This is a genomic window from Streptomyces sp. NPDC047453 (genome assembly GCF_040643155.1).
In the GTDB taxonomy this organism is placed as follows: Bacteria; Actinomycetota; Actinomycetes; order Streptomycetales; family Streptomycetaceae; genus Streptomyces.
Window position 1 is genome coordinate 383,697 of record NZ_JBEYTS010000001.1, and the last position, 14,307, is coordinate 398,003.

A 14,307-nucleotide genomic window follows, 5' to 3' on the forward strand; every position below is an offset into this window, starting at 1 on the left:
GGCCGGTGAGGGCCGGAGAGGGAGGGCCACACATGTCGGAGGGTGGGGCGCCGGCGCCACACGCGCCGCGGACGGCCGTACCGGAGCGAGGACTCGCCGGATCACCGGCGCGCGCGGCCCGCAGCGCCGGGCTGCTGGTGACCCTGATCCTCGGCGGGCTGACCGCGACGCCCCCGCTCGCGATGGACATGTACCTCCCGTCGCTGCCGGAGGTCACCCGGTCCCTGCACGCCCCGGCCGCGACCGTCCAGCTCACGCTGACCGCCTGCCTGGCCGGCATGGCGCTCGGGCAGATCGTGGTCGGCCCGATGAGCGACCGGTGGGGGCGCCGCCGCCCGCTGCTGGCCGGGCTGGCCGTCTACGTCCTCGCCACCGCGCTGTGCGCGTTCGCCCCGAACGTCGAGACGCTGGTCGCCTTCCGGCTGGCCCAGGGCCTGTCGGGCGCGGCCGGCATCGTGATCGCCCGCGCGGTCGTCCGGGACCTGTACGACGGCGTGGCCATGGCCCGCTTCTTCTCCACCCTGATGCTGATCTCCGGGGTCGCCCCGATCGTGGCGCCGCTGATCGGCGGGCAGATCCTGCGGGTGACGGACTGGCGGGGCGTGTTCGTCGTCCTCACGGTGGTCGGGGCGCTGCTGGCCGTCGTGGTCTGGACCCGGCTCCCGGAGACCCTGCCGCCCGCCCGGCGGCACGGCGGCGGGGTGGGGGAGACGCTGGGCTCGATGCGCCGGCTGCTCGCCGACCGCGCCTTCACCGGGTACCTGCTCGCGGGCGGCTTCGCCTTCGCCGCGCTGTTCGCGTACATAGCCGCCTCGCCGTTCGTGATCCAGGAGATCTACGGCGCCTCCCCGCAGACGTACAGCCTGCTGTTCGGGGTCAATTCGGTCGGGCTGGTCATCGTGGGCCAGATCAACGGCCGGGTGCTGGTCGGCCGCGTCCGCCTGGACCGGGTGCTGGCCGTCGGCCTCGCCGTGGTCATCCTGGCCGCGACCGGCCTGCTGCTGATGGCCGCGGGTGTCTTCGGGGACGTGGGCCTGGTGCCGGTGGCCGCCGCGCTGTTCGTGCTCATGTCCGCGATGGGCGTCACCCTGCCCAACACCCAGGCGCTCGCCCTGATGCGCACCCGGCAGCATGCCGGTTCCGCGTCCGCCCTGCTCGGTACGTCCTCCTTCCTCATCGGCGCGGTCGCCTCCCCGCTGGTCGGGATCGCCGGGGAGCACACCGCCGTGCCCATGGCGCTGGTCCAACTGGCGGCCGCACTGGTGGCGCTGGCCTGCTTCATGGGAATGTGCCGTCCCTGGAGGCCACGTGCGGCCGAGAGCCCGGGGGAGGAGAGCTGAGCGCACCGAGACTGCGCGGGGACACACCGGAGAAGGCCGGACTGGACCCCGCCGAGCTGCGTCACCTCGTCCGCGAGGTCCACGACCTCACCAACGGGGAGAACCCCTGGGCGGCGGGCGCCGTCGTGATCGCCGGGCGTGGTCCGGTGGTCGCCGTCGCGGAGGCGGCGGGCTGGGCGGTGCGGTACGCGTCCTACGACCCCGCCACCGACCGGGGGGTCGAACTGCCGCCCGCCCAGCGGGTGCCGATGACCCTGGACACGCCGTTCGACCTGGCCTCCCTCACCAAGCTGTTCACCGCGGTCGCCGCCGTGCAGCAGATCGAGCGGGGCACGCTGGGCATCGACGCGCGGGTGGGGGCGTACCTGCCGGAGTTCACGGCGGCCGCCGCGCACGGCGTCACCGTACGGCAGTTGCTCACCCACACCTCCGGGCTGCGCTCCGAACTCCCGCTGTACGACTGCCCCGACGACGCCTCCCGGTCGGCGATGCTGCGCGCGGAGGCCCCGGTGGGCCTGCCCGGCACGTACACCTACTCGGACCTCAACCCGCTGCTGCTCCAGCACGTCCTGGAGCGGATCACCGGCCGCACCCTGGACGTCCTGGTCCGCGACGGGATCACCCGCCCGCTGGGCATGGCGTCGACCCGCTTCGGCCCGTGCCCCGGCGCGGCGGCGACCGAGGACCAGCGGCGGCCGTGGGCCAAGGCGGACCGGGGGATGCTGCGCGGCGAGGTCCACGACGAGAACGCCTGGGCGCTGGGCGGTGTGGCCGGGCACGCGGGCCTGTTCTCGACGGCCCCCGACCTCGCGGTCTTCTGCCGCACGCTCCTCGCGGGCGGCTCGTACGGCCCCGCCCGGATACTCGGCCCCGACTTCGTCGAGCTGCTGCTCGCCGCGCCGGGCCTGGGTTTCGCCGTGGACCAGCCGTGGTTCATGGGCGAACTGGCGGGCGGCGGCGCGGCGGGCCACACGGGCTTCACCGGCACGTCCCTGGTCCTCGACCCCGCCACGGACGCCTTCCTGATCCTCCTCGCCAACACGGTCCACCCCCGCCGCCGCCCACCGACAAGCACCCCACGCGCGGCAGCGGCGACCCGCCTGGCCCGAGCGGCACGGATGGCCCGCCGGGCCTGAGGGGCGCGAGCGGGTCTGGAGAGGCTCGCCGCAACCCGCCTGGCCCGAGCGGTACGGGCGGCCCGCCGGGCTTGAGGGGCGTGGGGGTCTGGGCGGTGTGTCGGGCCTGGGAGGCGTGGGTGGTCTTGGCGGTGTGCCGGGCCTGAGGGGCGTGGGCGGGTCCGGGGTGGCTCGCCGCAACCCGGCTGGCCCGAGCGGTACGGGCGGCCCGCCGGGCTTGAGGGGCGTGGGGGTCTGGGCGGTGCGTCGGGCCTGGGAGGCGTGGGTGTCTTGGCGGTGTGTCGGGCCTGGGAGGCGTGGGCGGTCTTGGCGGTGTGCCGGGCCTGAGGGGCGTGAGTGGTCCGGGGCGGCTCGCCGCAACCCGGCTGGCCCGAGCGGTAGGGGCGGCCCGCCGGGCCTGAGGGGCGCGGGTGGTCCGGGCGGCCTGCGCAGCGTGAACGGCGGGAGCGGTCCGGGGGCCTGTGGGGCATGAGAGGCGAGAGTGATCTGGGGGCGGCCTCCGGGGCTTGATTGAGGCGTGAGTGTTCCGGGCGGCCTGCCGGGCATGAGAGGCGTGAGCGGTCCTGGCGGCCCGCCGAGCCCGGGGGCGCGGCGGTTTGGGTGGCCTGCGCAGCATGAGCGGCGGGAGCGGTCCGGGTGGCCCGCCGGGCCTGGGGGACGCGCGCGGTCCGGGTGGCCTGCCGGACCTGAGAGAATCGCACGGTGAACGACGTCGTACCCCCGTCGGAGACCCTCCGCTCCGCGCTCTCCGGTCTGCTCGACGGGCTGCCGCCCCGGCAGGCCGCGGGTGCCGTGGAGCGGCTGATCGCCAACTACCGGGGGAGCACCCCGACCGACGCGCCGATCCTGCGCGACCGCGCCGACGTGGTCGCCTACGCCGCCTACCGGATGCCGGCCACCTTCGAGGCGGTCCGCTCGGCGCTGGAAGCGTTCGCGGAGGCCGCCCCCGAGTGGACGCCCGGCAGCCACACCGACGTCGGCGGCGGGACCGGCGCAGCCGCCTGGGCCGTCGGCGCCACCTGGGACGGCGTCCGGCCGGTGACCGTGCTCGACTGGGCCCCGCCCGCGCTCGCCCTCGGCCGGGAGATCGCCGAGGCCGACCCGGCCCTGCGGGACGCCCGCTGGCAGCGCGCCCGGATCGGCGCGGCGCTCACCCTCGACGACACCGACCTCGTCACCGTCTCCTACGTCCTGGGCGAGCTGACCGAGGCCGACCGCGCGGCCGTCGTGGACGCCGCCGCGGCCGCCGCCCGCGCCGTCGTGGTCGTCGAACCCGGCACACCCGACGGCTACGCCCGCGTCATCGAGGCCCGGGACCGGCTGATCGCCGCCGGCTTCCAGGTCGCCGCGCCCTGCCCGCACAGCGCCGCCTGCCCGATCGTGCCCGGCACCGACTGGTGCCACTTCTCGGCCCGGGTCAGCCGGTCCTCCCTGCACCGGCAGGTCAAGGGCGGCTCCCTCGCCTACGAGGACGAGAAGTTCAGCTACGTCGCCGCCACCCGCTTCCCGGTCGTCCCGGCCTCCGCGCGCGTCGTCCGCCGCCCCCAGATCCGCAAGGGCCAGGTCCTGCTGAACCTGTGCGCGCCCGACGAGGGCCTGCGACGGGAGACGGTCACCAAACGCCACGGCGACCTGTACAAGGCGGCGCGCGACACGGACTGGGGCGACCCCTGGCCGCCCCCCGACCCGACGCGCTAGCCACCGGCCCCGCACGGTGCGGAAGGAGCGGCGAGACGCGCCGTCTCACGCCCCTGCTACCGTCGGCGCATGCCCGACAAGCCCGCCCCCGACGCCAGCCGCCGCAGTGAGAAGTCCCGCCGCGCGATCTACGCCGCCGCCCTCGCGCTCGTCGCCGAGACCGGGTACCCGAAGACCACGATCGAGTCGATCGCCGCGCGGGCCGGCGTGGGCAAGCAGACGATCTACCGCTGGTGGCCTTCGAAGGCGGACGTGCTCATGGAGGCGTTCCTCGACCTCGGCGAGCAGGCGGCGGCCCGGCAGGGGGACGCGCAGGGGGAGGGGCAGCCGGACGGCATCCCCGACACCGGCGACCTCGCCGCCGACCTCAAGGCCGTCCTGCGCGCCACCGTCGACGAGCTGTTCGACCCGGTGTTCGAGGCACCCGCCCGGGCCCTGGCCGCCGAGGGCGTGGTGAACGAGCAACTTGGCCGGGAGTTCGTGGCCAAGCTGCTCCAGCCGCAACTGGAGCTGTACGTCCGCAGGCTGCGCTCGGCCCAGGACGCCGGCGCCGTACGCCCCGGCGTCGACCCGCGCATCGCCCTGGAGCTCTTCGTCTCCCCGCTCGCCCAGCGCTGGCTCCAGCGCACCGCGCCGATCTCCTATGAGTACACCGACACCCTCGTCGACTACGCGCTGTACGGGCTCGCGCCGCGCTGAGCGCCGCCGCGGCCACCCCGGAGGCGGGCGCGGCCACCCCGGTTGCGGGCTCCGGCCCCCCGAGACGGAGGATGGTGGCAGCATGGGGCATGCTGTCCACACCAGCGAGGTCAGGGGATAGATGAGCGCGGAGTTCGGCGACCGCACCGGCCGGCAGGGCAAACTCACCAGGTGGCTGCGGGGACGCCGCCCCAAGGAGACGGCCGGCGACGGCGGTCGTGAGGACCTGCTGCTCGCCGCCGCCACCGCGGGACTTCCCCTCGCGCCCGCCGCGCACCCGGCGACCGGATACGGCTGCTCCTGCGACCGCGTCGGCTGTCCCACGCCCGCCCGGCACCCGGTGTCGTTCGCCTGGCAGACGCAGTCGACCACCGACCGCGCCCAGATCGAGCGCTGGGCCCGGCACCAGCCGCAGGCCAACTTCATCACCGCGACCGGAATGGTGCACGACGTCCTCGACGTGCCTCTGGAGGCCGGCCGCAAGGCCCTGGAGCGGCTGCTCGCCGAGGGCGTCGAGGTCGGTCCGGTCGCCGAGAGCGACGACGGCCGCATGCTGTTCTTCACCCTCACCCGCGGCACGCCCGAGGACGAGGACGAGTGGTGGCCCTGCGAGCTGGACTGCCATCCGGAGACCATGGACGAGCACCCGGGTCTGCGCTGGCACTGCCGCGGCTCCTACGTCCTGGTCCCGCCGGCCCGCCTGCCCGGCGACGACCAGCAGGTGCGCTGGCTGCGCGGCCCCGAGTGCGCCCTCCCGGACCCGCTGAGCCTCCTGGAACCCCTCACCGACGCCTGCGCCCGCTACGCCGCCCAGGAGCCGGACTCCCACTCCACCACCTGGCCCCTGCACCACTGAACCTTCGTGGTCCGGGGGTTTCGTCCCGGACGCCGTGTGCGTGGTCCGTGCGCTACTCGCCCTGGGCCGAGGTGAGGCCCTGGACGCGGGCCAGTATCGACACCCGCTGTCCGGCCGCGCCCCTCGGCGGGTCGAGGGCCACCTGGTTGGATATGAACTCCATCGTCAGGGACTGCCTGACCTCGCCCGTGGTGAGAGCCTGGACGTCCTTGTTGGGGGTGGGGACGGAGGCCCCCTCGGCGGCGGTCTGCTTCTCGTAGTGGCGGGTGGCGAAGAACACCAGCGCGCCGCCGTCCGCGGTGCGCAGCGCCAGCGGGGCGTAGGCGCCGTCCGCCATGGGCTGGTCGATGTACTGCCGCGCCAGCCCCGGCCGGCTCGCGGCCTTGGTACGCAGCTTGCGCCAGCCGGTGGTGTGCGTGCCGTCGGCGAAGGCGTCCCCGCCGCTGCCCAGGTACGTCGCGTAGTCCTTGCTCAAGTCGCCGGGCGCGGCCGCCAGTTCGGTGCTGCTCTCGGGCAGGGCCTCGGCCAGGCCGTCCGTGTCCTTCCGGAACTCCGGCACGTCGCCGGGGGCCGCCAGCGTCAGATACGCCACCCGCCACTCCTCGGTGGCGCCGTAGCGCAGGAACACCAGCAGCCACCGCTGGTCGCCGCCCTTGTTCCCCTTGGCGTCGGCGAGGAACCAGCGCGGCCAGCCCGCCTTCTTGGGGATCGTGAACTTCGCGTCCGTCAGCGTCAGCGGCGTGTGCGCCGAGTTGCCGCCCGGGTTGTTGGTGCGCCCCGCCTTCAGCCGCGCCCCGTCGATGGCGCCGAGCGCGCCGGTGACGAAGTCCGCGTCCAGGGTGCGGTCGTAGGCCTTGTCGGCCTCGTTGTAGGCGTCGGTGAACCGTGTCAGCGCCTTCGCGGCATCCGCGGGGGTGGTGGCCGGAAGCACCTCACGCTCGCCGTGCACCACCACGCACCCGCTCGCCGTCAGCGTCAGCGCGACCGCCGTGACCGCCGCCGTCGCCCAACGCTCAAGCCTGCGAAGCCTGTGAGGGCCGCGAACCCTGCTCATCAGCCACCGAAACCTTCCTCTTCCCGGAGGCGAACCCTACCGGGGCGAAGAAGAGCGTGAGCGTCGGGACCAGGTACAGCAGCCACACCGTGACCTGGAGGATGGTCGGGTCGGGCTGGAAGTTGAACACGCCCTTCAGCAGCGTGCCGTACCAACTGTCCGGCGGGATGGTCCCGCTGATGTCGAAGGCGAGGTTGCCCAGCCCCGGGATCCAGGCGGCCTCCTGGAGGTCGTGGACGCCGTACGCCAGCACCCCCGCCGCGACGACGACCAGCATGGCGCCGGTCCAGGTGAAGAACTTGGCGAGGTTGATCCGCAGCGCGCCCCGGTAGAACAGCCAGCCCAGGAAGACCGCCGTGGCCAGGCCGAGGGCGACCCCGATCAGCGGGCGCGGGGTGCCGTCGGAGGCCGCGTGGACCGACGCCCACACGAACAGGGCGGTTTCCAGGCCCTCACGGCCCACGGCCAGGAACGCGGTGGCGACCAGCGCGCCCGTGCCCATCGCCAGGGCCTGGTCCAGCTTGCCGTGCAGTTCGGACTTCAGATGCCGGGCGGTGCGCCGCATCCAGAAGACCATCCAGGTCACCAGGGCGACGGCGAGGACCGACAGGCCGCCGCCGAGCGCCTCCTTCGCCTCGAACGTCAGCTCCTGGGAGCCGAATTCGAGGACACAGCCGAAGCCCATGGCGATGGCGACCGCGATGCCGATGCCGGCCCAGACGGGCTTCAGGGCGTCCCTGCGGCCGGTCTTGACCAGATAGGCGATGAGGATGCACACGACGAGGCTGGCTTCCAGCCCCTCGCGCAGGCCGATCAGATAGTTGGAGAACACGGGTCACGCCTCCTCGGACAGCAGGGTGCGTCCCCACCAGTCGTGCGGATCACGCACGCCGGGCGGGATCGCGAAGACCGCCGAACCCACGTGCTGGATGTACTGGTTGAGCGCGTCCGACGCCGCCAGCTTGCGCTGGAGCGGGATGAACCCGTTGCGCGGGTCGCGCTGGTAGGCCAGGAAGAACAGTCCGGCGTCCAGGCGGCCGAGGCCGTCGGTTCCGTCGGTGAAGGAGTAGCCGCGGCGCAGGATCGTGATCCCGCCGTTGGCGTCGGGGTGCGAGAGCCGTACGTGCGCGTCGGGCTTCATCGCCTTCAGGAACGGCTCGTCGTGCTCCTTGGCTTTGCCGACCGGTGCGCCCTCGCCCTTGTCCCGGCCGAAGATGTCCTCCTGCTCCTGGAGCGGAGCCCGGTCCCAGGTCTCGATGTTCATCCGGATGCGCCGGGCCACGAGGTACGAACCCCCGTGCATCCAGGTGTCATTCGCGGCGCCGTCCTTGTCGCCGACCCAGACGAACTTGTCCAGCCGGCCGTTCTCGGTGCCCGCGATGTTGCGGGTGCCGTCCTTGAACCCGAAGAGGTTGCGCGGGGTGTGGGCGTCCGGGGTGGTGGAGGAGGTCTTGCCGAAGCCGAGCTGGGACCAGCGGACGGCGACCTTGCCGAAGCCGATACGGGCCAGGTTGCGGATCGCGTGCACGGCGACCTGCGGGTCGTCCGCGCAGGCCTGGATGCACAGGTCGCCGCCGGTGCGGGAGCGGTCCAGGTTGTCGCCGGGGAACTTGGGGAGGTCCACCAGGGCGGCCGGCCGCCTGTCCCCCAGCCCGAACTTCTCGAACAGCGACGGCCCGAAGCCGATGGTCAGCGTCAGCCGCGAGGGCTTGAGGCCCAGCGCCTCGCCGGTGTCGTCGGGCGGCGCCTCGGCGAGTCCGCCGTACGCGCCCTCACCGACCTCCTTGCCGGCGGTCATCCGGCGCGCGGCGGCCGTCCAGTCCTTCAGCATCCGCACGAACTCGGCGCGGTCGTCGGTCTTCACGTCGAACGCGGCGAAGTGCAGCCGGTCCTGCACGGGCGTGGCGATGCCTGCCTGGTGGACGCCGTGGAACTCCACCGCGCCGCCCGCCTCCGCGCCGACCGGGTCGAGGTCGGAGCCGGCCTTGGTCATCGCCACCGCGCCGCCGGCCGCGACGGCGCCGAGCGCGATCCCGGCCCCGCCCCAGCCGATCACGGCGCGGCGGGACGGAGTGCTGCCCTGGGTCTCGGTCATCTCCCGCCCTCTACTTCACAACGGCCGCGGCGAGCTTGGACAGCGGCTCGGCGAGCGCGTTCACCGCGTCCGAGAGCTCCTTGCGGTCGTCCTTGCCGACCTTGTCGTAGGAGACGAACTCGTACGACGCCTTGTCCGTGCGGTACTTGTCGAGAAGCGCCTCGAGCGCGGCGAACTGCTTGTCGAGCTCCTCGGCCAGCGCCGGGTCGTTCTTCGAGGCGACCGGCTTGAGGAGTTCGTACGCCTTCTGCGCGCCCTCGACGTTGCCCTTGAAGTCGACCAGGTCGGTGTGGGCGTAGCGGTCCTCCTCGCCGGTGACCTTGCCCTGGGCGACCTCGTCGAGGAGTTCCTTGGCGCCGTTGGCCATGGAGGTCGGGGTGATCTCGGCGGTGCCGACCCGCTTCTGCCAGTCCTGGAGGTCGGTGAGGAGCTGCCCGGCGAGCGTCTTCTCCTCGGCGCCGATCTTGCCGTCCTTCCACAGCGCCTTCTCCAGGCGGTGCCAGCCGGTCCACTTCTGGCCGTCCTCCAGGCCGTCCTCGCGGACGTCGACCTTGGGGTCGATGTCGCCGAAGGACTCCGCGACCGGCTCGGTGCGCTCCCAGCCGAGGCGGGAGATCGCGTACGCCTTCTTGGCGGCCGGCAGATCGCCGGCCTTGATCGCCTTCACGAAGGCCTCGACGCGGGGCAGGGTCTCGTCGGCCTGCTCCTGGACGTACTGGCGGTACTGGGCCACGGCCGCGTCCAGCTTGGGGTCGCGCTTGGCGGCCGTGCCGCCGGCCGCCTTGACCTCCTGGCGGATGCCCTTGCCCTTCATGCCCGGCTTGCAGGCGATGACGTAGGCGCCGGCCTTCACCTCGGCGGTGACCTTCTGCTTGATGCCGGGGCCGATGTTCTCGCGCTCGGCGACGATCCGGTCGTCCGGGAAGAGGAGGTAGACCTCGGTGATCTTCGAGCCCTTGTTCTCGATGGCGAGTTCGACGTGCCCGGCCGGGAACTCCTTCTTCGAGATCTCGCAGGCGTCGTCCTTCGCGGTCACACCGACCACGCGGTCGCCGTCCTGTGTGTCGCTCTTCTGCGTACAGGCCGTCACGGCGGTCAGAGCGACCGCTGCGGCGGCGGTGATGACGGAGAGGCGGACGGCTCGCATGCGAGGGCTCCCGGAAGTGGCTGGAAGGTGACCTGACGCCCCACGACCATTGGTGAGGCTTGCCTAACTTAACCGAGGCTTACCTGGTTCCTACCCGTGCGGACCGTGATTCAGGTCTCATGATCCGCGTACGGGAACGAACTGATCGCGAATGCGTCAAGCAGGGGCAAAGGGATGTCCAAAGACAGGTCAAGGACTTCGTCTGGGGGTCACCAGGACCGCGCCCGTACGCGGGTGCGGAAGCACTTCCACCCGCTGGTCGCAGACCCGGGAGAGCAGCGCCTCGGAGAAGACCTCGGCGGGCGGTCCGTCGGCCACGACACGGCCGGCGCACAGGATCGCGGCCCGGTGCGCGTACGCGGCGGCCAGCCCCAGGTCGTGCAGCACCACGGCGACCGCGTCCCCGGCGTGCGCCCTTGCCCGGCACAGCCGCAGCACCATCTCCTGGTGCTTCAGGTCGAGCGCGGCGGTCGGCTCGTCGAGCAGCAGCAGCGGTGCCCGCTGGGCCAGCACCCGGGCGAGCGCGACCCGGGCCCGCTCGCCGCCGCTGAGCGCCGGGAACGGGCGCGCGGCGAACGCGGTCACCTCGGTGGCGGCCATCGCCTCGGCCACGATCCGCTCGTCCTCGTCCGGGGAGGCCGAGGAAGCGTGCGGGGCTCGGCCCATCCGTACGACCTCCTCCACTGCGAAGGGGAAGGAGAGCGCCGCCGACTGCGGGAGCACGGCGCGGCGCAGCGCGAGTTCGGGTGCGGACCACTCGTGGGCCGGACGGCCGTGGACGCGCACCACGCCCCGCGTGGGCGGGAGATCGGCGGCGAGCGCGCCCAACAGGGTCGACTTCCCGGCGCCGTTGGAGCCCACCAGGGCCAGCACCTCACCGGCGCGGACCGCGACGTCGACGCCGTCGAGCACCTCGCGGGCGCCCCGGCGCACATGCAGCGCCTCCGTCTCGGCGAGCACGTCACCGGCCCGGGCCGGGGCGGGAGGAACCGGTCGGATCCTCGGCAGTCTCATGCCCAGCCTCCTTGCCTGCGGCGGGTGCGGCCCAGCAGCCAGAAGAAGAACGGGCTGCCGACCAGTGCGATGAGCACGCCGAGCGGAAGCTCGGCGGGTGCGGCGACGGTGCGGGCGGCCAGGTCCGCGGCGAGCAGGACGAGCGCGCCGAGCAGGGCGCTGCCCGGCACCAGGAAGCGGTGCCCGGGCCCGGCCGCCATCCGCAGGCAACGCTGACCGAGGCCGGTGCCAAGGCGTTCGGCGGCTTCTACGACAAGGGCACCGCGCTCGACCCGGTGAGCCTGTCCGTCGCTCTCACGAAGGGCGCCGAACTCCCCTCCGGCAACGGCACTTCGGGCGGCGGCTCCGGCACGGGCGACACGGGGGGTACGGGTTCGGCGACCGGGGGCATCGGCTCCACCACCGGCGGCATCGGCGGCAGCATGGCCGCCACCGGCTCGGACGTCCCGGTGGGCGCCCTGGGCGGGGCCGCCGCGGCGACCGTGGCGGCGGGCGCGGGCGTGCTCTTCGCACAGCGCAGGCGGCGCGACACGCAGGCCTGAGGCGCGATGGTGGCGGTACCGTCCCGTTCGGACGGCACCGCCGCCGCGATGCTTCAATGCCCGGGTGACTGACTACGACGTCCTGCGCGTCTTCTGCGGGCCGCGCGGCGGCTACGGCAACGAACTCGGTGTCGTACGCGACGGCTCGCTCGTCCCCGACCAGGACGACCGCCAGGAGCTGGCCGCCAAACTCGGCTTCAGCGAGACGGTGTTCGTCGACGACCCCGAGCGCGGCGTCATCGACATCTACACCCCCACCCTGCGCCTGCCGTTCGCGGGCCACCCCTGCGTGGGGGTGGCGTGGCTCCTGGACGTGCCGGAACTGGTCACCCCCGCCGGCACCGTGGGCACCCGCCTGGACGGCGAGTTCACCTGGATCGAGGCACGCCCGGAGTGGGCCCCACCGCGCACCCTGCGCCAGTACGCCACCGCCGCGGAGGTCGACGACCTGCCCGTACCGCCACCCGGCGAGTGGATCTACGCCTGGTCCTGGGAGGACGAGGCCGCCGGCCGCGTCCGCGCCCGCGCCTTCCCCGGCCGCGACGACGGCATCGACGAGGACGAGGCAACAGGCGCGGCGGCCCTGCTGCTCACGGCCCAACTGGGCCGTGCCCTGAACATCGTCCAGGGCGCGGGTTCGCAGATCCTGACGGCACCCCAGCCGGGCGGCTGGGCGGAGGTCGGCGGCCGGGTGATCCTGGAACGCTGACGGGCACGGGCCGTGCCCCCCTGACTCCCGGCCAGGGTCACGCCGACAGGGGGAACTCCTCGCCCAGGGCGTGGAAGACCGCCGTGTTCAAGGAGAACGCCTTCTTGCACTCGGTCACGATCCGCTGCCTCTCCAGGTCGTCGGCGTTGACGGTGTCCAGGAGTTCGCGGTAACTCCGCTTGAACGCGGCCGGGTTGGGGATCTCCTCGAAGACGTAGAAGCGGACGCCGTCGCCCTTCTTCGTGAAGCCCCACGTCTTCTCCGCCTTGTCGCGGATGATCTGGCCGCCGGAGAGGTCTCCGAGGTAGCGGGTGTAGTGGTGGGCGATGTAGCCGGCCGGCCACCGCTCGGCGCACTCGCGCACCCGTGCCGCGTACGCCTCGGTCGCGGGCAGCACGCTCACCTCCGAGCGCCAGGAGGCACCGCGCAGATGCTCCAGGTCCCGCTCCAGCGCGGCCAACCGGAACAGCTCGGGCCGGATGAACGGGCCCGCCACCGGATCCGACGCCAGCCGTCCGGCCCCGTCCTCCAGCGCCTCGTACACGAACCAGAGCTGCTCGGTGTACCGCGCGTACGCGTCCACGCCGAGCCGGCCGCCGAGCAGATCACTCATGAAGGTCGAGGTCTCCGCCTCCGTGTGCTGCTCGTGGGAGGCGGTGCGGATGAGTGTCGAGAAGGAATCCATGCGGCACATCCTCTAAGGTAAGCCTTACCTAAGTCAATGAGTTTACCGACACCCTGTCGGGAAAACTGTACGTCGAATTCCGGTCAAACGGATACATGAGGATGCAAGAAAAGGCCCGCCCCCGAAGGGAGCGGGCCACAGCCGAGGCCGGCGCGGTCCTACGGCAGCGTGAGGATCTCCGCCCCCGTCTCCGTCACCACCAGCGTGTGCTCGAACTGGGCGGTGCGCCTGCGGTCCTTGGTGACGACCGTCCAGCCGTCCTCCCAGACGTCGTACTCGTACGTGCCCAGCGTCAGCATCGGCTCGATCGTGAAGGTCATTCCGGGCTGGATGACCGTCGTGGCGTGCGGGCTGTCGTAGTGCGGGACGATCAGCCCGGAGTGGAACGACGTGTTGATGCCGTGACCGGTGAAGTCCCGGACCACGCCGTAGCCGAACCGCTTGGCGTACGACTCGATGACCCGGCCGATGATGTTGATCTGCCGCCCGGGGCGGACCGCCTTGATCGCGCGGTTGAGGGCCTCGCGGGTGCGCTCCACCAGCAGGCGGCTCTCCTCGTCCACGTCACCCACGAGATACGTCGCGTTGTTGTCCCCGTGCACCCCGCCGATGTACGCCGTCACGTCCAGGTTGACGATGTCGCCGTCCCGCAGCACGGTCGAGTCCGGGATGCCGTGGCAGATGACCTCGTTGACCGAGGCGCACAGCGACTTGGGGAAGCCGCGGTAGCCGAGCGTGGAGGGATAGGCGCCGTGGTCGCACATGAACTCGTGCGCCACCCGGTCCAGCTCGTCCGTGGTGACGCCGGGCGCGATGTGCCGCGCCGCCTCCGCCATCGCCTGCGCGGCGATCCGCCCGGCGATCCGCATCGCCTCGACGGTCTCCGGCGTCTGCACCTCCGGCCCGGCGTACGGTTTCGGCGCCGGCCTGCCGACGTACTCGGGGCGGCGGATGTTTCCGGGCACGGAACGGGGCGGGGACAGCTCCCCGGGGACGAGCAACGACTGGCCAGACATGTCGGCGAGTCTATCCGGGGGCGATGGGGGAACATGTCCGTGGCGAGAGGAGCTGGTCATGGCCCTGTTCAAGAAGCGGACCGCCGGAAAGCCGGGCGAGTGGTACTACTGCCTGGAGCACAAGAAGGTCGAGGAGGGGCCCGAGTGTCCCGCCAAGGACCGGTTCGGCCCGTACGCCTCGCGCGAGGAGGCCCAGCACGCGATGGACACCGCCCGCGAACGCAACCTCCAGTGGGAGAACGACCCCCGCTGGCACGACGCGCCGACGGGCGGCACCGAGGAGGGCAGCGGGGGCTGATCAGGCCCGAAGGCGCCG

The 14,307-nt window shown here is 72.9% G+C and carries 15 protein-coding genes and 1 pseudogene; 8 read left to right on the forward strand and 8 right to left on the reverse strand.

What is annotated here, in order from left to right; all coding sequences use genetic code 11:
* The first annotated feature begins 32 nt into the window (after positions 1-32).
* From ABZ818_RS01730 to ABZ818_RS01750, 5 genes are all read left to right on the forward strand, one after another.
* The gene (locus ABZ818_RS01730) at positions 33-1,340 is read left to right on the forward strand and encodes a multidrug effflux MFS transporter (RefSeq protein WP_361409134.1); all 1,308 of its coding nucleotides are present in this window, start codon (positions 33-35) and stop codon (positions 1,338-1,340) included.
* On the forward strand, positions 1,289-2,476 hold the full coding sequence (locus ABZ818_RS01735; protein WP_361409137.1) for a serine hydrolase domain-containing protein: 1,188 nt from the start codon (positions 1,289-1,291) through the stop codon (positions 2,474-2,476). The genes ABZ818_RS01730 and ABZ818_RS01735 overlap by 52 nt, the downstream gene beginning before the upstream one ends.
* A gap of 702 nt (positions 2,477-3,178) precedes the next feature.
* The gene (locus ABZ818_RS01740; RefSeq protein WP_361409139.1) at positions 3,179-4,174 is read left to right on the forward strand and encodes a small ribosomal subunit Rsm22 family protein; all 996 of its coding nucleotides are present in this window, start codon (positions 3,179-3,181) and stop codon (positions 4,172-4,174) included.
* Between the two features lie 69 nt (positions 4,175-4,243).
* Entirely contained in the window at positions 4,244-4,873 is a 630-nt protein-coding gene (locus ABZ818_RS01745; RefSeq protein WP_361409142.1) for a TetR/AcrR family transcriptional regulator, read from the forward strand.
* Positions 4,874-4,994: 121 nt separating this feature from the next.
* A complete protein-coding gene (locus tag ABZ818_RS01750) occupies positions 4,995-5,729 on the forward strand; it encodes a bifunctional DNA primase/polymerase (RefSeq protein ID WP_361409145.1) in 735 nt (244 codons plus the stop codon).
* A 52-nt stretch (positions 5,730-5,781) separates the two neighbouring features.
* On the opposite strand, the gene ABZ818_RS01755 is transcribed toward ABZ818_RS01750, so the two are convergent.
* The 6 genes and pseudogenes from ABZ818_RS01755 to ABZ818_RS01780 form a co-directional block, all read right to left on the reverse strand.
* On the reverse strand, positions 5,782-6,783 hold the full coding sequence (locus ABZ818_RS01755; RefSeq protein ID WP_361409148.1) for a hypothetical protein: 1,002 nt from the start codon (positions 6,781-6,783) through the stop codon (positions 5,782-5,784).
* The gene (gene efeU / locus ABZ818_RS01760; protein ID WP_361409151.1) at positions 6,743-7,615 is read right to left on the reverse strand and encodes an iron uptake transporter permease EfeU; all 873 of its coding nucleotides are present in this window, start codon (positions 7,613-7,615) and stop codon (positions 6,743-6,745) included. Before efeU ends, ABZ818_RS01755 begins: the two co-directional genes overlap by 41 nt.
* Before the next feature lie 3 nt (positions 7,616-7,618).
* Positions 7,619-8,878: an iron uptake transporter deferrochelatase/peroxidase subunit gene (gene efeB, locus ABZ818_RS01765; protein WP_361409154.1), complete on the reverse strand. Its 1,260-nt coding sequence runs from the start codon at positions 8,876-8,878 to the stop codon at positions 7,619-7,621.
* Between the two features lie 10 nt (positions 8,879-8,888).
* The gene (gene efeO / locus ABZ818_RS01770; protein WP_361409157.1) at positions 8,889-10,025 is read right to left on the reverse strand and encodes an iron uptake system protein EfeO; all 1,137 of its coding nucleotides are present in this window, start codon (positions 10,023-10,025) and stop codon (positions 8,889-8,891) included.
* Positions 10,026-10,214: 189 nt separating this feature from the next.
* Positions 10,215-11,039 carry a heme ABC transporter ATP-binding protein gene (locus tag ABZ818_RS01775; RefSeq protein ID WP_361409160.1) on the reverse strand — a complete coding sequence of 275 codons (825 nt, stop codon included), beginning with the start codon at positions 11,037-11,039 and terminating at the stop codon, positions 10,215-10,217.
* Positions 11,036-11,245 (reverse strand): annotated as a pseudogene (locus ABZ818_RS01780) (iron chelate uptake ABC transporter family permease subunit); the annotation flags it as partial. The pseudogene ABZ818_RS01780 and the gene ABZ818_RS01775, both read right to left, overlap by 4 nt.
* Between ABZ818_RS01780 and ABZ818_RS01785 the strand changes: the two are divergent.
* A complete protein-coding gene (locus ABZ818_RS01785) occupies positions 11,219-11,581 on the forward strand; it encodes an HtaA domain-containing protein (protein ID WP_361409601.1) in 363 nt (120 codons plus the stop codon). The pseudogene ABZ818_RS01780 and the gene ABZ818_RS01785 overlap by 27 nt on opposite strands.
* A gap of 64 nt (positions 11,582-11,645) precedes the next feature.
* Positions 11,646-12,290 carry a PhzF family phenazine biosynthesis protein gene (locus ABZ818_RS01790; protein ID WP_361409163.1) on the forward strand — a complete coding sequence of 215 codons (645 nt, stop codon included), beginning with the start codon at positions 11,646-11,648 and terminating at the stop codon, positions 12,288-12,290.
* 37 nt (positions 12,291-12,327) lie between these two features.
* Here ABZ818_RS01790 and ABZ818_RS01795 read toward each other — a convergent pair whose 3' ends face one another.
* Both ABZ818_RS01795 and map read right to left on the reverse strand, forming a co-directional pair.
* Positions 12,328-12,975 carry a biliverdin-producing heme oxygenase gene (locus ABZ818_RS01795; protein WP_361409166.1) on the reverse strand — a complete coding sequence of 216 codons (648 nt, stop codon included), beginning with the start codon at positions 12,973-12,975 and terminating at the stop codon, positions 12,328-12,330.
* A 158-nt stretch (positions 12,976-13,133) separates the two neighbouring features.
* A complete protein-coding gene (gene map, locus ABZ818_RS01800) occupies positions 13,134-13,991 on the reverse strand; it encodes a type I methionyl aminopeptidase (protein WP_361409169.1) in 858 nt (285 codons plus the stop codon).
* Between the two features lie 58 nt (positions 13,992-14,049).
* Between map and ABZ818_RS01805 the strand changes: the two genes are divergently transcribed.
* Entirely contained in the window at positions 14,050-14,289 is a 240-nt protein-coding gene (locus ABZ818_RS01805) for a hypothetical protein (RefSeq protein ID WP_361409172.1), read from the forward strand.
* Positions 14,290-14,307: the final 18 nt, after the last annotated feature.